We start from the raw sequence: 16,974 nt of genomic DNA, 5'->3' as shown, positions 1-16,974 counted from the left end.
AGCCTGCTCGCGATAGCGGTCTAACATTCAACACTTATGCTGACTGTTACACCGCTATCGCGAGCAGGCTCACTCCTACAGGGGATCTCAGCGGATTGTGGTCCGGATTACTGCTTCTCCAGCAACCACTTACGCTCGCCCGGCGTGTATTGCGGCATTTCATCCGCCAGCGCGGTGTTCACTGCCTGGAAAATCTCCAGTTCCTTGCCCTTGCGCGCAAAGATGTAGGCATTGCCCTGACCGTTGAGCTGCAACCACATGTTGTCGTTGGTGCTGCTCATCGAAGCGCAATCACCTGCCAGGCACAAGGCATAACGGTCGGCTCCTGGCAGCCCGGAAACCTGGCCGTCAGCCTGGAACTGCACGGTGCTGCCTTCGCCCTGACCACTGGCGATTGTCCAGCTGCCGCCCATGTAGGCGGAATACAGCGCACGTTCGAAACTGGCGCCGATCGGCGCACCTTCCGGCACCGGAATCTGCGCACGGTCGAAAAGCTGCTCGGGTTCGTTCTCGCTGGCGGCTTGCTGCAGTTGCCCGCCGTCGCGTTTCAGCTCGCTGGCGGAGCTGCCATAGAAGTCGACTTTCCAGGCGCCGGATTTCTCACCCAGTAGCCGTCCTTCGACGTTCTCAAAACCGTTGGTGTAGCGGGCCTGACCGGCCTTGGTGTTGACGTCCCACTCAAGGTTCGGGCCGTAAGCCTGAAGCGCTTCGCGCAGGGGGCCGCCCTTGGCTGCGGCATCGATCGCCACCTGGTTGATCCAGGTGCCGCTGATGTCACGGTCGGCAGGGTTGCTGGCGCAGCCGCCGAGGAAAATGGCGAGCAGCGGGAGAGCTAGCGCTTTGCGCATGGTGGAATCCTTTCAAAACCTTTTCTTGCTGAGCAGTCGGCGCGGCGTTTGAAGGCCGCGCCGTGCGCATCACTCGATGACCAGAATGGCATCCATTTCAACCTGCGAACCCTTTGGCAGGGCAGCCACGCCGATGGCGGCGCGAGCCGGGTATGGCTGGTCGAAGTACTTGCCCATGATCTCGTTGACCTTGGCGAAGTGGCTCAGGTCGGTGAGGAAGATGTTCAGTTTGACGATGTCCTTGAACGAACCGCCAGCGGCTTCAGCCACGGCTTTGAGGTTCTCGAATACCTGGACGGTCTGGGCTTCGAAGCCTTCAACCAGTTCCATGGTTTTTGGGTCCAGAGGAATCTGACCCGACATGTAAACGGTGTTGCCTGCCTTGATCGCCTGGGAGTAAGTACCGATGGCGGCCGGGGCCTTGTCGCTGGTGATTACGGTTTTGGTCATGTATGACTCCTTGTAATAGGCAGGTTATGCACGCATGCGGGTGATGCGGATCACCCCGGTCAAGGCGCGCAGCTTCTTGATCACGCGGGCCAGGTGCACACGGTCGTGGACGCTGACCACCAACTGGACCACGCTGATGCGACCATCGCGCTCGTCCATGCTGATTTTCTCGATATTGCCGTCGGCTGCGTTGACGCTGCTGGCCAGCAGGGCAATCAGGCCGCGCTGGTGTTCCAGCTCGACGCGCAGTTCGACGTTGAATTCGCCGGTGACATCCTTGGCCCACGAGAGCTGGATGCATTTTTCCGGGTTGTGCCTGATTTCGCTGATGTTACGGCAGTTGTCCAGGTGCACGACCATGCCTTTGCCCGCCGACAGGTGCCCGACAATCGGGTCGCCCGGGATCGGCGTGCAGCACTTGGCGTAGCTCAGCACCAGACCTTCGGTACCGCGAATCGCCAGCGGGCCTTCCGGGCTTGGCAGCTGCTCGCCTTCGCCAAGCAGGCGGCGGGCGACCACGTAGGCCATGCGGTTACCCAGGCCAATGTCTTCGAGCAGGTCTTCGATCAGTTCGAGGCGGTACTCGGTGAGCATGGCTTTGACGCGTTCGGCCGGGATCTTTTCCAGCGCGCTGTCGAAACCGTTGAGCACTTTGTTCAGCAAGCGTTCGCCGAGGCTGATGGACTCCGAGCGACGTTGCAGTTTCAGCGCATGACGGATGTGCGTGCGCGCCTTGCCGGTGACCACGAAATTAAGCCATGCCGGATTCGGTCGTGCGCCCGGAGCGCTGACGATTTCGACCGTGGAGCCGCTTTGCAGCGGTTCGGACAGCGGTGCGAGTCGACGGTTGATCCGGCAGGCAATGCAGCTGTTGCCGACGTCGGTGTGTACCGCGTAGGCAAAGTCGACCGCCGTGGAGCCTTTCGGCAGCTCCATGATCCGGCCTTTGGGTGTGAACACGTAGACCTCGTCCGGGAACAGGTCGATCTTCACACTCTCGATGAATTCCAGCGAGTTGCCGGCGCGTTGCTGCATCTCCAGCACGCCTTTGACCCACTGGCGGGCGCGGGCGTGAGTGCCTTTCGGCTGTTCGTCACCGCTGGACTTGTACAGCCAATGGGCGGCGATGCCGTTGTTGGCCATCTCTTCCATTTCGCGGGTGCGGATCTGGATTTCGATCGGTACGCCGTGCATGCCGAACAGCGTGGTGTGCAGCGACTGATAGCCGTTGGCCTTGGGAATCGCGATGTAATCCTTGAAGCGCCCTGGCAACGGTTTGTACAAATTATGTACAGCACCCAGCACGCGGTAGCAGGTATCGACCTTGTCGACGATGATCCGGAACGCATAGACGTCCATGATCTCGTTGAAGGCCCGACGCTTGCCGCGCATTTTCTTGTAGATGCCGTAGAGGTGTTTCTGCCGACCGCTGACTTCGCCCTGGATGCCGTCGATGGCGAGGCAATGGCCAAGGGATTCTTCGATTTTGTTGACGATTTCCTTGCGGTTGCCCCGGGCGCGTTTGACCGCTTGGTAGATCCGCGCGGAACGCATCGGGTGCATGGCCTTGAAGCCAAGGTCTTCAAATTCGATACGAATGGCATGCATGCCCAGCCGGTTGGCGATGGGCGCGTAGATTTCCAGGGTTTCCTTGGCGATGCGTCGGCGCTTTTCGCCGGACAGCACTTCCAGCGTGCGCATGTTGTGCAGGCGGTCGGCGAGTTTGACCAGGATCACGCGAATGTCGCGTGCCATGGCCATGGCCATTTTCTGGAAGTTTTCGGCTTGGGCTTCGGCCTTGGTCTCGAAATTCATCTGGGTCAGTTTGCTGACCCCGTCGACCAGTTCGGCCACGGTTTCACCGAACTGCGCTTGCAGCGCTTCTTTGGCGATACCGGTGTCTTCGATCACGTCATGCAGCATCGCCGCCATCAGGCTCTGATGGTCCATGTGCATGTCGGCAAGAATATTGGCCACGGCAAGAGGATGCGTGACGTACGCCTCGCCGCTACGACGGCGTTGACCGTCATGGGCTTGTTCGGCGTAGAAATACGCTCGGCGGACCAGGTTGACCTGGTCGTTGCCGAGGTAGGTCGATAAGCGATCGGCGAGGGCGTCTATGCTCGGCATGATGATTCCTGCCGTAAGCTGTGATCCCGCGCCGTGCTACGTCGACCAGGCATAGGCTTAGACGGCCTCGTTGGACTCGTCCTCGAACGCTGCAAACAGCGGTTCGTCTTCGACGATCTCAGCGTTGGCGATGAACTCGTAGCTCATCAGGCCTTCAGCGATTTCACGCAGGGCGACAACGGTCGGCTTGTCGTTTTCCCACTGAACCAGTGGCTCTTTGCCGCCGGTGGCCAGTTGACGGGCACGCTTGGTAGAGAGCATGACCAGCTCAAAGCGGTTTTCCACGTGTTCTAGGCAGTCTTCAACGGTTACGCGGGCCATGGTATTCCTCGGAGCGAATGCAATATGCGCGCTGCCCGGTTGGGCGAGCGGACTCAACAGTTTAAAAAATCACCAGCGATTAGGGAAGCGCTGATTTTTTGACCAAGCCCTTCAACGCGCTGCAAGCACCAATGTAAAGCGCTTGCAGCTGTTTTGGGAAGTGCTGATTATCCGAGCAATTCGGCCAGCAATTTGCCGAAACGTACTTGCTGGCGTTTCTGCTGGAGTTGATTGGCGCGGAAAATCGCCTTCAGATCGTCCAGTGCGTGAGCAAAATCGTCGTTGATGATCAGGTAGTCGTATTCGACATAGTGACTCATCTCGCTGACCGCTTCGCGCATCCGCCCGTCAATGATCTCGTCGCTGTCCTGACCGCGATTGGTCAGGCGTTGGTGCAGGGCCTGAAGCGACGGCGGCAGGATAAAGATCGAGCGTGCTTGCGGCATCAGCTTGCGTACTTGCTCGGCGCCTTGCCAGTCGATTTCCAGAATCAGGTCGTGACCTTCGTCCAGCGTCTGCTGCAGGCGGCTTTGCGAGGTGCCGTAGAAGTTGCCGAAGACTTCGGCGCGTTCGAGGAAGTCGCCATGCTCGCCCATCTTCACGAACTCTTCGCGGGTCACGAAGTGATAGTTCACGCCGTCCACTTCACCCGGACGCATGGCGCGGGTGGTGTGGGAAACCGAAACGCGAATTTCCGGTATGGCATCGGTCAAGGCCTTGACCAGACTGCTCTTGCCCGCGCCCGATGGCGCGGAAATGATGTACAGGGTGCCGGTGCTGTGGGTCATGTCGGGGTAGCCTTACTCAATATTCTGCACTTGTTCGCGCATCTGCTCGATCAACACCTTGAGGTTGACGGCGGCTTGGGTGCTGCGCGGGTCGAAGGCCTTGGAGCCCAGTGTGTTGGCTTCGCGGTTGAGTTCCTGCATCAGGAAGTCCAGGCGCCGACCGGCGGCACCGCCGGACTTGAGCACCCGGCGAACTTCGATGATGTGGGTGCTCAGGCGATCCAGTTCTTCGGCCACGTCGCTCTTTTGCGCGAGGATGACCATTTCCTGTTCGAGACGCTGCGGATCCAGTTCGGCCTTCATGTCGGCGAAGCGATCGAGGACTTTCTGGCGCTGGGTCGCGAGCATCTGCGGCACCAGTTCACGCAGGGTCACCACGTCTTCTTCAATGGAGGTCAGACGCTCGTTGATCAGGCGTGCCAGCTCCGCGCCTTCGCGCTCGCGGCCGGCCTTCAACTCTTTCAGGCCTTGATTGAACAGCGCCAGTGCGTCGGCATTCAGCGCCTGCGGGTCGCTCGCATCGCCCACCAGTACGCCGGGCCAGGCCAGCACTTCCAGCGGGTTGAGTGCGGCAGGGTTCTTGATCAGGCCAGCCACGGTCTCAGCCGCTGCGACCAGCTGCGCGGCGCGCTCGCGATCGACTTGCAGGGTTTTGCCGGTGCTTTCTTCGGTGAAACGCAGGGTGCATTCCAGTTTGCCCCGCGACAGGCCCTGACGCAGCGCTTCACGCACCGCGCCTTCGAGGTCGCGAAACGACTCCGGCAGGCGCAGGTGCGGTTCCAGATAGCGGCTGTTCACCGAGCGCAGTTCCCAGCTCAGGGTGCCCTGTGCGCCGGCTTTTTCGACGCGGGCGAAGGCGGTCATGCTGTGCACCATGGCGGTGACCTCGCAAATGCAGATCGGCGCGAAACCTGTGTTCCGCAGGCGCGATATGTATGAATTTAAGCCGACTGGCAGCAAAGGCGCAGGATTGTAGCGCAGTGCGGCGAATGCGCCCAAACACACGGTGTGACAAAGGGCTGCATCCCGTCGGTAACGGGTGTTTCAGGGCCTTCGATCGTCGGGCTGGATTTTTAACGAGTGCCCACGCGCGGTGCAGCGCTCTATAATGCTCGGCAGTTTTCCGTCCCCAGTACAGGTATTCCCTATGAAACGTCCAAGTGGTCGCGCTGCCGATCAGCTCCGCTCGATCCGCATTACCCGCAACTACACCAAACACGCCGAGGGATCCGTACTGGTCGAATTCGGTGATACCAAAGTCATCTGCACCGTCAGCGTCGAAAACGGTGTACCACGCTTCCTCAAAGGCCAGGGCCAGGGTTGGTTGACCGCCGAATACGGCATGCTGCCGCGCGCCACTGGCGAGCGTAACCAGCGTGAAGCGAGCCGTGGCAAGCAGGGCGGTCGCACCCTGGAAATCCAGCGCCTGATCGGCCGTTCCCTGCGCGCTGCGCTGGACATGTCCAAGCTGGGCGATGTGACCCTGTACGTCGACTGCGACGTGATTCAGGCCGACGGTGGTACTCGCACGGCTTCGATCACCGGCGCCATGGTTGCACTGGTTGATGCACTGAAAGTAATCAAGAAGCGTGGCGGCCTGAAGGGTGGCGATCCGCTCAAGCAGATGATCGGTGCCGTGTCGGTGGGCATGTATCAGGGCGAGGCTGTGCTGGATCTGGACTATCTTGAAGATTCCGCCGCCGAGACTGACCTCAACGTGGTGATGACCAGCACCGGTGGTTTCATCGAGGTGCAGGGTACGGCTGAAGGCGCGCCGTTCCAGCCTGAAGACTTGAACGCCATGCTGGAACTGGCCAAGCAAGGCATGAACGAAATCTTCGAACTGCAAAAGGCTGCACTGGCCGACTGAGCAGGTTCATAACCGCAAGGAGGACGCGATGAGTGACGAACAAGAGTTGCTGCCCAAACCGAGCCAGGAGGTTCGCCAGTGGGCGATGTTTTGTCACTTGTCCGCCTTGCTGGGGATCTGGATCCCGTTCGGCAATCTGATCGGGCCGTTGATCCTCTGGCAGATGAAGCGCGAAACGGACCCGTTCATCGACGCTCAAGGCAAGGAGGCGCTGAATTTTCAGATCACCGTCGCCATCGCCTCGTTGATCTGTTTCCTGCTGATGGTGCTGATCATCGGGTTCTTCCTGTTGGGGATACTGGCCATTGGTGCGCTGGTATTGACCATCATCGCCGGTGTGAAGGCCAATGAAGGTTTTCCTTACCGATATCCGTTTACCTGGCGGCTGATCAAATAAGGCGCTCGAAAAGTTTTAAAACAAATGCCCTGACCTGTCAGGGCATTTTATTAATGCAACAAAATTAATCGTTATTATGGGTAGGAATGATCTGATCGCGATGATCGGTCGATACTCTTTCTGTATATACACTTTTAGTCACAACTGCATCGGCTTAGTTAGGATTCATGGCCTTGGAATCAAAGGCGACGATTGTTAAAGTTGCTCGGATAATATTTCTCCTGAAATATTAAGATATATTCAAGCCATCGAAGGCTATTGAATTTCCGAGTAATCAGTGTTGAGACAATCAGCCGGTTCATGAGGCGCGTGCAGGTAAACAGCTCGCCTCTGAATATATAGCCAAGAATAATCCCAATGATTCAGCTCGATTTTTACGGAACACTTGTGGCCGCCTCCTTAGTCCTTCTGCTAGGACGCGGGCTCGTTATGCGTGTTGGTTTCATGCGCAGTTACAACATTCCCGAACCTGTCGCGGGTGGCCTGGTAGTTGCCTTGATCTTGTTGCTGCTGCGAACGCTCAATATTGAAATTCGTTTCGATACTTCGCTGCAGACACCTTTGATGCTGGCCTTTTTTGCCACCATTGGTCTAAGTGCAGACTTTGCCAGCTTGAAGAAAGGCGGGCGCGTTGTCGGGATATTTCTATTGGCAGTCACCGGATTGTTGGTAGTGCAGAATGCGATGGGGATCGGGCTGGCAACAATGCTCGGGCTCGATCCATTGATGGGACTGCTGACCGGATCGATCACCTTGGCGGGCGGTCACGGCACTGGGGCTGCGTGGGGTACGGTATTCAGTGAGAAATACGGTCTGGCATCTGCGTCGGAGCTGGCGATGGCTTCCGCGACGTTTGGCCTGGTGCTGGGTGGTTTGATCGGCGGACCAGTCGCGCGCTTGCTCATCAAGCGAGTGCAGGTGCCCGGTTGTCAGAGTCCGGATGCGCCGCTGCGGTTGCCGAAAGGCTTCGAGCAACCAAACAAAGAACGCTCGATTACCCCGTTTTCGTTTATAGAAACACTCGCCCTGATCGCGGTCAGTTTGCTGGCGGGCAATCTGTTGAACGGCCTGCTGCAGGGCACCGCATTCGAGTTGCCGACGTTCGTTTGTGTTCTGTTTGTTGGCGTGGTCTTGCGCAACGGGCTTTCGGCGTTGGGTCTGTATCAGGTGTTCGAGCGTGAGGTGTCGGTGCTGGGCAATGTCAGCTTGTCGCTGTTTCTGGCGATTGCCCTGATGTCGCTCAAACTGTGGGATCTGGCAGCATTGGCGCTGCCCATCTTCATCATCCTGGCAGTGCAGGCGCTGGTCATGGCGTTGTTCGCGATTTTCGTGACATTCCGGATGATGGGGCGCAACTACGACGCGGCCGTGCTGGCGGCAGGGCACTGCGGTTTTGGCCTGGGTGCCACGCCGACTGCCATTGCCAACATGCAGGCCGTGACGCAGCGCTATGGCCCCTCGCAGATCGCGTTTCTGGTGGTGCCGATGGTTGGAGCGTTCTTCATCGACATTATCAATGTCATCGTGATCAAGCTGTATCTGGCCTTACCGTTCTTCGCGGCAGTCTGAGTTCGAATCTGCTGCACTGTGAGGCACAAAAAATGCCCGTATCTTGCGATACGGGCATTTTTAACTGCGAAAAGGCGCTTAGATGGTCAGCGTCCAGTCGTAGTCGACGATCAGCGGTGCGTGCTGCGAGAACCGTGGCTGACGCGGCAGGCGAGCACTGCGCACGAAGCGCCGCAGGCCCGGGGTCAGGATCTGGTAATCGAAACGCCAGCCCAGATTGAGCATCTCAGCCTGTTCGTTGTCCGGCCACCAGCTGTACTGGTCGCCTTCGCGGCTGACTTCGCGCAGGGCATCGACGTAGCCCATGTTGCCAACAATCTCGTCCATCCAGGCGCGTTCTGGCGCCAGGAAGCCCGGGGATTGTTGGCTGTCGCGCCAGTTCTTGATGTCGAGCTTCTGCTGCGCCACGTACAGCGAGCCACAATAAATGTACTCGCGACGTTTGCGCCGCTGTTTGTCCAGGTACTTGCCGAAGTCGTCCATGAGCTTGAACTTCTGGTTCAAGTCCTCATCGCCGTTCATCCCCGAAGGAAGCAGCAAGGTGGCAATACTGACTTTGTCGAAATCTGCTTGCAGGTAGCGCCCGTAGCGGTCGGCCGTCTCGAAACCGAGACCGCTGATGACAGCCTTCGGTTGCAACCGCGAATACAAAGCCACGCCGCCTTGGGCAGGGACTTCAGCATCGCAGGCATAAAGGAAGTAGCCATCCAGTTGGAAGGCTGGGTCATCCAGTTCAAAGGCGGAGGCACGGGTGTCCTGCAGGCAGATGACGTCGGCATTCTGTGCTTGCAGCCAACTGAGCAAACCACGCTCGACTGCAGCCTGAATACCATTGACGTTCACACTGATGATCCGCATAAATGGCCCCAAAAATCGCGTGCGTGTATGATACACGGCGTCAAGCTAATTAGCTAAATCCGTGGTATTTGGGGTTTTTTTCATGCAAGCGTATCAGCGCGATTTCATTCGTTTTGCCATCGATCGCGGCGTTTTGCGCTTCGGTGAGTTCACCCTGAAGTCCGGGCGCACCAGTCCTTACTTCTTCAATGCCGGCCTGTTCAACTCGGGTTCGGCCCTGGCGCAGCTGGGGCGTTTCTACGCGGCAGCCATCGCTGAGAGCGGCATTCCTTTCGACGTTCTGTTCGGCCCGGCCTACAAAGGCATCCCGTTGGCGGCAACCACCGCTGTGGCACTGGCCGAGCACCACGACCGTGATCTGCCGTGGTGCTTCAACCGCAAGGAAGCCAAGGCCCACGGCGAGGGCGGTAGTCTGGTCGGCGCGCCACTGACTGGCGATGTGCTGATCATTGATGACGTAATCACGGCCGGTACAGCAATCCGCGAAGTGATGCAGATCATCGCTTCCCAGGACGGTGCCAAGGCTGCGGGCGTGCTGATTGCGCTGAACCGTCAGGAACGTGGCAACGGTGAATTGTCGGCCATTCAAGAAGTCGAGCGTGATTTCGGTATCCCGGTGATCAGCATTGTTTCGCTGAATCAGGTGCTGGAATTCCTTGCCGATGATCCGCAGCTCAAGCAACACCTGCCCGCCGTGGAAGCCTATCGCGCCCAGTTCGGCGTTTAACCGCAGAGCACTGTGGGAGCGAGCCTGCTCGCGAAGAGGGCTTCACATTTAACATTGATGTGATGCAGAGACCGCTTTCGCGAGCAGGCTCGCTCTCACAGGGAATGTGGTGCAAAAAAAGACCCCGCTCAGCCAGGCTGAGCGGGGTCTTTTTGTTTACGTCAGCGCTTATGGGCGCTTGCGATTGCTGATCAGCGTGCCCACACCGGTGTCGGTGAAGATTTCCAGCAGGATCGCGTTCGGCACGCGGCCGTCGATGATCAGCGAGCTGCCCACGCCGCCCTGAACCGCTTCCAGTGCACAACGGATCTTCGGCAGCATACCGCCGTAGATAGTGCCGTCGGCGATCAGGTCGTCGACCTGCTGCGTGCTCAGGCCGGTCAACACGGTGCCCGACTTGTCCATCAGGCCGGCAATATTGGTCAGCAACATCAGCTTCTCGGCTTTCAGTGCCTCGGCGACTTTACCAGCCACCAGATCCGCGTTGATGTTGTACGACTCGCCGTTCTCACCCACGCCGATCGGCGCGATCACCGGGATGAAGTTGCCTTTGACCAGCAGGTTCAGCAGTTCGGTATTGATCCCGACCACTTCGCCGACCTGACCGATGTCGATGATTTCCGGTTGAGTCATCTCCGGCGTCTGACGGGTGACGGTGAGCTTCTTCGCACGAATCAGCCCGGCGTCTTTACCGGTCAGGCCGATGGCGCTGCCGCCGTGACGGTTGATCAGGTTGACGATGCTTTTGTTGACCTGGCCGCCAAGGACCATTTCCACCACATCCATGGTCGCGGCGTCGGTGACGCGCATGCCATCGACGAAGTGGCTTTCGATCGACAGACGCTTGAGCAGATCGCCGATCTGCGGGCCGCCACCGTGAACCACGACCGGGTTGATGCCCACGGCTTTCATCAAGACGATGTCGCGCGCAAAGCCGGTTTTCAGCTCCTCGCTTTCCATCGCGTTGCCGCCGTATTTGATCACCAGGGTCTTGCCGACATAACGTCGGATGTAAGGCAACGCTTCGGACAGGACCTGGGCGGTATGGGCGGCGGCTTCGCGTTCGAGGGTCATTCAGGGCTCCGGGTGGATCAGAACGGTAGTTGGAGATCAGGTGCAACGCGTTTCAGTTGGGCGTGGAACACATCCTTGATGCGTTGCAATTCAGCCTCGTCATCGGCCTCGAAGCGCAGCACCAGCACCGGTGTGGTGTTGGACGCGCGCACCAGGCCCCAGCCTTTGGCGTAATCGACTCGCACGCCGTCGATGGTGGTCAGGTCAGCGCCTGCGCCCCACTGTGCGTCGTGCAGTGCATCAATGATGCTGAATTTGCTCTCTTCGGTCACATGGATATTGATTTCCGGCGTAGAAATATCGTTCGGGAACGTCGCAAACAGCTCTTCCGCGGTGGATTTTTCCTTGCTGAGGATCTCCAGCAGCCGTGCGGCGCTGTAGATGCCGTCGTCAAAACCGAACCAGCGCTCCTTGAAGAAGATGTGCCCGCTCATTTCCCCGGCCAATAGCGCACCGGATTGTTTCATTTTCTTTTTGATCAACGAATGACCGGTCTTCCACATTAGCGGACGACCACCGTATTCCTTGATCAGCGGCACCAGGCGACGGGTGCATTTGACGTCGAAGATGATTTCCGCGTCCGGGTTGCGCGCGACCACGTCACGGGCGAACAGCATCAGCAGGCGGTCGGGATAAACGATGCTGCCGGTGTTGGTCACCACGCCGACGCGGTCGCCGTCGCCGTCGAAAGCCAGGCCGATATCGGCGTTGGTTTCCTTGACCTTGGCGATCAGGTCGACGAGGTTCTCAGGCTTGCCCGGATCCGGGTGGTGGTTGGGGAAGTTGCCATCGACCTCGCAGAACAGCGGGATGACTTCGCAATTCAGCGCTTCGATCAGTTGTGGGGCGATCACACCGGCCGCGCCGTTGCCGCAGTCGACCACGACTTTCAGGCGCCGTGCCAGTTTAATGTCCTGGACGATTTCGGTGTTGTAGCGGTCGAGGATCTCGACCTGAGTGACACTGCCGGTGCCGCTGCTCAAGTTGTTGCTCTTCAGGCGCTCGTGCAGGGCCTGGATCTGTTCGTTGGCGAGGGTGTCGCCGGCGATGACGATCTTGAAACCGTTGTAGTTCGACGGGTTGTGGCTGCCGGTGAGCATCACCCCGGATTTGCCGGCCAGGACGTTGGCGGCGTAGTACAGCGCAGGCGTTGGCACCAGGCCGACATCGCTGACGTGGCAGCCGCTTTCGGCGATGCCGCGAATCAGTTCTGCAACCAGCTCCGGGCCGGACAGGCGGCCGTCGCGACCGACGGAAACGTTCGGTTCACCTTGGGCCAGGCTCTGCGAACCGATGGCGCGGCCGATCCAGTAAGCGGTTTCGGCATTGAGGAATTCCGGCACGGTGCCGCGAATGTCATAGGCGCGGAAAATGCTGTCGGGCAGCTTCGGGGCGATCTTGGCTGGGGTGCTCATCTACGGAAATGCTCCATCTCGAAAGTGGCGGGACAGACCGACGAATCGTTCGACGGCAGGCTCAAACTGAAGGGTATGACGGCGTTTTTCACGGAGAGTTCGTGGTATGAAAGGGCCATGATGCCTCGGCGGGCGTGGCTTTCGGCCGGCAAAACCTTGATTTTCGGTGTTAAACCTTTCAGCTGATCTGCTGAAACTTCCCCCTGTAGGAGCTGCCGCAGGCTGCGATCTATTGATCTTGATCTTAAAAATCAAAAGATCGCAGCCTGCGGCAGCTCTTACAGAAGATGACTCCGGTTACTTGGTGCCGGTGTGGCCAAACCCGCCGGTGCCGCGTTCGGTTTCGACGAACTCTTCAACCATTTCGAAATGCGCCTGTACCACCGGTACCAGCACCAGTTGCGCCAGACGTTCGCCGACGGTCATGGTGAAATCGGTCTGGCCACGGTTCCAGCAGGACACCATCAACGGGCCTTGGTAATCGGAGTCGATCAAACCGACGAGGTTGCCCAGCACGATGCCGTGCTTATGGCCCATGCCCGAGCGCGGCAGGATCAGCGCGGCGAGGTTCGGGTCGCCGATGTAAACCGACAGACCGGTGGGGATCAGCACGGTTTCACCCGGCTTGATCACGATGTCCTGATCCAGCATGGCGCGCAGGTCGAGGCCGGCGGAACCCGGGGTGGCGTATTGCGGCAGCGGGAAATCGGTACCGATGCGTGGGTCGAGGATCTTGGCTTGCAAAGCGTGCATGTAAATTAAACCTGGTTCAGACGTTCGGCGATAAAGGTGACCAGTTGGCGAGCGATCTTGCTCTTGCTGGTCTGGGCGAAAACCGTGGCGTGCAGCGCACGGTCAATCACGCTGCAGGCGTTTTCTTCGCTGTTGAAACCGATGCTCGGGTTGGCGACGTCGTTGGCGACGATCAAATCGAGATTCTTGTCCTTCAGCTTGCGTGCAGCGTAGTCGAGCAGGTGTTCGGTCTCGGCGGCGAAACCGACACTGAACGGACGGTCGGGACGGGTCGCGATGGTGGCCAGGATGTCCGGGTTACGCACCATTTGCAGGACGAAGCCGTCACCGCTCGTAGGATCTTTCTTGAGTTTTTGCGGGGCGACGACTTCCGGGCGGTAGTCCGCAACGGCCGCCGAGGCGATGAACACGTCACACGGGATCGCCGACTCACAGGCCGCGAGCATGTCGCGGGCGCTGACCACGTCGATGCGCGTGACGCGATCCGGCGTCGGGAGGTGCACCGGGCCGCTGATCAGCGTGACGCGGGCGCCGGCCTCAACTGCGGCTTCAGCGAGTGCGAAGCCCATTTTGCCGGAGCTGTGGTTGGTGATGTAGCGAACCGGGTCGATGTTTTCCTGAGTCGGGCCGGCGGTGATGACGACGTGTTTGCCGGTCAGCGCCTGGCGCTGGAAGCAGTCCGCCGCGCATTGTGCGAGGTCGGTGGCCTCCATCATGCGGCCCATGCCGACGTCGCCGCAGGCCTGGCTACCCGAGGCCGGGCCGAAGGTCTTCAGGCCACGGCTTTCCAGGAGTTGCAGGTTGGCCTGGGTCGCCGGATCACGCCACATCGCCTGATTCATTGCCGGCGCGACTGCCACAACGGCGTCGGTGGCCAGCACCAGGGTGGTCAGCAAATCGTTGGCGATGCCTTGGGCCAGGCGGGCGATCAGGTCGGCAGTGGCCGGGGCGATCAGTACCAGATCGGCCCATTTCGCCAGCTCGATGTGGCCCATCGCGGCTTCGGCAGCCGGGTCGAGCAAGTCGAGGTGGACCGGGTGGCCGGACAGCGCTTGCATGGTCAGCGGGGTGATGAACTCGGCGCCGCCATGGGTCATGACCACGCGTACTTCGGCACCCTGATCGATCAGGCGACGAACCAGATCGGCGCTCTTGTAGGCCGCGATGCCGCCGCCGACGCCGAGCACGATGCGTTTCCGATACAGCCGCTGCATAGGTCTGCCTTTCATTTCGTGGGTGACATACGTGGCGAAACCCCCTCCCCAGGGTGAATTCGCCCGCAAAAAAGATGGGCTACGATATCACAGCGACCGCTACGGAACAGCGGCGCCCACAGACAGGGAAGTGCTATGAGTATTCGCGATTGGCCTGCGGCGGAACGTCCGCGGGAAAGGTTGTTGGAACACGGGGCAGCGAGCCTTTCAGACGCTGAGTTGCTGGCGATTTTTCTGCGCACCGGATTGCCCGGACTAAGTGCTGTGGATCTGGCGCGCAATCTGTTGACTCAATTCGGCAGCCTGCGTTTGCTGCTTGAGGCCGATCAGGACGAATTCAGCAAACAATTGGGGCTCGGGCCGGCGAAGTTTGCGCAACTGCAAGCTGCTCAGGAAATGAGCAGGCGGCATCTGGCTGAGAAATCACGGCAGAAACCAGCCTTGGAAAACCCTCAGGTCGTTCGCGATTATCTGAAATCGATGCTTCGTCACGAACCGCATGAGGTGTTTGGTTGCCTGTTTCTCGACTCCAAACATCAAGTACTGAATTTCGAGATACTGTTTCGCGGCTCAATCGACAACACCAGCGTGCATCCACGCGAGGTTGTGAAGCGATGTTTGGCCAATAACGCCGCTGCGTTGATCCTGTGCCACAACCATCCATCGGGGAACACTGACCCCAGTCAGGCAGATCGGCTGCTGACCAAACGCCTGCAAAAGGCACTGGAGTTGATTGACGTGCGGGTACTCGATCACTTCATCGTTGGTGATGGTGAGCCGTTGTCGATGGCGGAGTGTGGCTGGATGTAACTCTCAGGGACAAACGCTAAACCCCTGTAGGAGTGAGCCTGCTCGCGATAGCAATTTTCCAGTCACCGAATGGGTTGACTGAAATGACGCCATCGCGAGCAGGCTCACTCCTACAGGTGATGTGCAGGGCAGGTTATTTCAGGTTGACCTTGGAATAGTCCTGTCGGCCGAACGGGCTTACCGAGTAACCCTGCACGTCCTTACGTGTCAGCGCATACGCGGTCGGATGCGCCAGCGGCAGCCACAACGCCTGCTGCTGAATCTGCGTCTGCGCCTGCTCATAGAGCTTGGTGCGTACGCCTTGTTCGCTGGTGGTCTTGCCGGCGCTGATCAGCTTGTCCAGATCGGCGTTGCAGTAGCGTGCGAAGTTGGTGCCCGATTTGACCGCGGCGCAGGAAAACTGCGGTGTCAGGAAATTGTCCGGGTCGCCGTTGTCGCCGGCCCAGCCCATGAACAGCAGGTCATGCTCGCCCGCCTTGGCGCGGCGAATCAGTTCGCCCCACTCGATCACGCGGATTTCCGCCTGAATACCGATTTCCGCCAGATCCGATTGCAACAACTGTGCACCGAGGCTTGGGTTCGGGTTGAGCAGGCTGCCCGAAGGACGCGTCCAGATGGTGGTCTGGAAGCCGTCTTTCAAACCGGCCTTGACCATCAGCGCCTTGGCTTTGGCCACGTCATGCGGGTAACCCGGCAGGTTCTTCGCATAACTCCAGGTGTTCGGTGGGTAAGGGCCATTGGCCGCTTCGGCGGTGTCTTCGAACACCGCCTTGATGTAGTTGGCCTTGTCGAAGGCGAGGTTTATGGCCTGACGCACCTCTGGCTTGTCCAGCGGGGGATGCTGGCTGTTGATGCCAACGAAAGCGGTCATGAACGCGTCAGTCTTTTCTACTTTCAGTGTCGGCTCTTTCAGCGCGGCCTGTACGTCCAACGGTTTTGGCGACAGGGCGATCTGGCATTCGTTGCGCCGTAGCTTTTGCAGGCGCACGTTGGCGTCCGGGGTGATGGCGAAGATCAACGGGTCTACCGAAGGCTTGCCGCCGAAGTAATCCGGGTTGGCCTTGTAGCGAATCGCCGCGTCTTTCTGGAAGCGATTGAACACAAACGGGCCGGTACCGATCGGCTGGCTGTTGAGCTTGTCCGTGGCGTTGGCCTTCATCAATTTGTCGGCGTATTCGGCGGAGTAGATCGAGGCGAAGCCCATGCTCAGGGTCGCCAGGAAGGTCGAGTCCGGGTGATCAAGAGTGAAGCGCACAGTCAGCGGATCGAGCGCGTCGATCTTCTTGATTAACGCTGGCAACTGCATCGATTGCGCATGCGGGAAGCCGCTCTGGGCGACTTTGTGCCACGGGTTGGCCGGGTCGAGCATGCGGTCGAAGCTGAATTTGACGTCTTCTGCAGTCAGCTCACGGCTCGGCCTGAAGTAGTCAGTCGTATGAAACTTCACCTGCGGGTGTAGCTTGAAGACATACGTCAGGCCATCGGTGCTGACTTCCCAGCTGTCGGCCAGGCTCGGCACGACTTTGCCGCTGGCGGTGTCGAATTCAACCAGACGGTTCATCAGCACGTCGGCCGAGGCGTTGGTGGTGGTCAGCGAGTTGTACTGCACCACGTCGAAACCCTCAGGGCTGGCCTCGGTGCAGACGCTCAGCGCGGCGGCCTGGGCCGGGGGGCTCAGCAGGAGCGGGGCGAGCAACAGGGGTAGGGCAGCGAGGCGCATGGTCGGTTTCCTTTTACAGATCGAAGGCCC

16 protein-coding genes and 1 pseudogene are annotated in these 16,974 nt (G+C 59.2%); 5 read left to right on the top strand and 12 right to left on the bottom strand.

Features of this window, described 5'->3' with window-relative positions; all coding sequences use genetic code 11:
* Positions 1 to 107 precede the first annotated feature (107 nt).
* From AB4O11_RS07685 to AB4O11_RS07660, 6 genes are all read right to left on the bottom strand, one after another.
* On the bottom strand, positions 108 to 848 hold the full coding sequence (locus AB4O11_RS07685; protein ID WP_099757516.1) for a putative periplasmic lipoprotein: 741 nt from the start codon (positions 846 to 848) through the stop codon (positions 108 to 110).
* A 69-nt stretch (positions 849 to 917) separates the two neighbouring features.
* Positions 918 to 1,298 carry a RidA family protein gene (locus AB4O11_RS07680; RefSeq protein WP_003229509.1) on the bottom strand — a complete coding sequence of 127 codons (381 nt, stop codon included), beginning with the start codon at positions 1,296 to 1,298 and terminating at the stop codon, positions 918 to 920.
* Positions 1,299 to 1,322: 24 nt separating this feature from the next.
* On the bottom strand, positions 1,323 to 3,428 hold the full coding sequence (gene spoT / locus AB4O11_RS07675; protein WP_064589822.1) for a bifunctional GTP diphosphokinase/guanosine-3',5'-bis pyrophosphate 3'-pyrophosphohydrolase: 2,106 nt from the start codon (positions 3,426 to 3,428) through the stop codon (positions 1,323 to 1,325).
* 57 nt (positions 3,429 to 3,485) lie between these two features.
* Positions 3,486 to 3,749, bottom strand: a complete 264-nt coding sequence (gene rpoZ / locus AB4O11_RS07670; protein ID WP_003177259.1) for a DNA-directed RNA polymerase subunit omega — start codon at positions 3,747 to 3,749, stop codon at positions 3,486 to 3,488.
* Between the two features lie 167 nt (positions 3,750 to 3,916).
* Positions 3,917 to 4,537, bottom strand: coding sequence for a guanylate kinase (gene gmk / locus AB4O11_RS07665; protein WP_008078609.1), 621 nt, complete (start codon positions 4,535 to 4,537; stop codon positions 3,917 to 3,919).
* A gap of 12 nt (positions 4,538 to 4,549) precedes the next feature.
* Positions 4,550 to 5,413, bottom strand: a complete 864-nt coding sequence (locus AB4O11_RS07660) for a YicC/YloC family endoribonuclease (protein ID WP_093429970.1) — start codon at positions 5,411 to 5,413, stop codon at positions 4,550 to 4,552.
* Between the two features lie 271 nt (positions 5,414 to 5,684).
* Between AB4O11_RS07660 and rph the strand changes: the two genes are divergently transcribed.
* The 3 genes from rph (at position 5,685) to gltS (ending at position 8,373) form a co-directional block, all read left to right on the top strand.
* Positions 5,685 to 6,407 carry a ribonuclease PH gene (gene rph, locus AB4O11_RS07655; RefSeq protein ID WP_016985814.1) on the top strand — a complete coding sequence of 241 codons (723 nt, stop codon included), beginning with the start codon at positions 5,685 to 5,687 and terminating at the stop codon, positions 6,405 to 6,407.
* Between the two features lie 28 nt (positions 6,408 to 6,435).
* Positions 6,436 to 6,804, top strand: a complete 369-nt coding sequence (locus AB4O11_RS07650) for a DUF4870 domain-containing protein (protein ID WP_007920344.1) — start codon at positions 6,436 to 6,438, stop codon at positions 6,802 to 6,804.
* 357 nt (positions 6,805 to 7,161) lie between these two features.
* Positions 7,162 to 8,373 carry a sodium/glutamate symporter gene (gltS, locus tag AB4O11_RS07645; protein ID WP_093429662.1) on the top strand — a complete coding sequence of 404 codons (1,212 nt, stop codon included), beginning with the start codon at positions 7,162 to 7,164 and terminating at the stop codon, positions 8,371 to 8,373.
* Between the two features lie 78 nt (positions 8,374 to 8,451).
* Here the strand turns inward: gltS and AB4O11_RS07640 are convergent, their stop codons facing one another.
* A complete protein-coding gene (locus AB4O11_RS07640; RefSeq protein ID WP_007920349.1) occupies positions 8,452 to 9,231 on the bottom strand; it encodes an exodeoxyribonuclease III in 780 nt (259 codons plus the stop codon).
* An 82-nt stretch (positions 9,232 to 9,313) separates the two neighbouring features.
* Between AB4O11_RS07640 and pyrE the strand changes: the two genes are divergently transcribed.
* Positions 9,314 to 9,958, top strand: a complete 645-nt coding sequence (gene pyrE, locus AB4O11_RS07635; protein ID WP_008078597.1) for an orotate phosphoribosyltransferase — start codon at positions 9,314 to 9,316, stop codon at positions 9,956 to 9,958.
* 168 nt (positions 9,959 to 10,126) lie between these two features.
* Here the strand turns inward: pyrE and argB are convergent, their stop codons facing one another.
* The 4 genes and pseudogenes from argB to coaBC form a co-directional block, all read right to left on the bottom strand.
* On the bottom strand, positions 10,127 to 11,032 hold the full coding sequence (gene argB, locus AB4O11_RS07630; protein WP_003229488.1) for an acetylglutamate kinase: 906 nt from the start codon (positions 11,030 to 11,032) through the stop codon (positions 10,127 to 10,129).
* Between the two features lie 17 nt (positions 11,033 to 11,049).
* Positions 11,050 to 12,426 (bottom strand): annotated as a pseudogene (locus AB4O11_RS07625) (phosphomannomutase/phosphoglucomutase); the annotation flags it as partial.
* Positions 12,427 to 12,744: 318 nt separating this feature from the next.
* Positions 12,745 to 13,200 (bottom strand): dUTP diphosphatase, encoded by a 456-nt coding sequence (gene dut / locus AB4O11_RS07620; protein WP_038359240.1) that lies wholly within the window; start codon positions 13,198 to 13,200, stop codon positions 12,745 to 12,747.
* 5 nt (positions 13,201 to 13,205) lie between these two features.
* Entirely contained in the window at positions 13,206 to 14,414 is a 1,209-nt protein-coding gene (coaBC, locus tag AB4O11_RS07615; protein WP_007920365.1) for a bifunctional phosphopantothenoylcysteine decarboxylase/phosphopantothenate--cysteine ligase CoaBC, read from the bottom strand.
* 135 nt (positions 14,415 to 14,549) lie between these two features.
* Here coaBC and radC point away from each other — a divergent pair, with 135 nt between their 5' ends.
* Positions 14,550 to 15,224 carry a RadC family protein gene (gene radC / locus AB4O11_RS07610; RefSeq protein WP_095125023.1) on the top strand — a complete coding sequence of 225 codons (675 nt, stop codon included), beginning with the start codon at positions 14,550 to 14,552 and terminating at the stop codon, positions 15,222 to 15,224.
* A gap of 133 nt (positions 15,225 to 15,357) precedes the next feature.
* Here the strand turns inward: radC and AB4O11_RS07605 are convergent, their stop codons facing one another.
* Complete coding sequence (locus AB4O11_RS07605; protein ID WP_460130406.1) at positions 15,358 to 16,944, bottom strand: ABC transporter substrate-binding protein; 1,587 nt, start codon at positions 16,942 to 16,944, stop codon at positions 15,358 to 15,360.
* Positions 16,945 to 16,974 lie beyond the last annotated feature (30 nt).

It is taken from the genome of Pseudomonas sp. H1_D05, from assembly GCF_054682705.1.
This window is presented reverse-complemented; position numbering and strand designations above follow the sequence as displayed.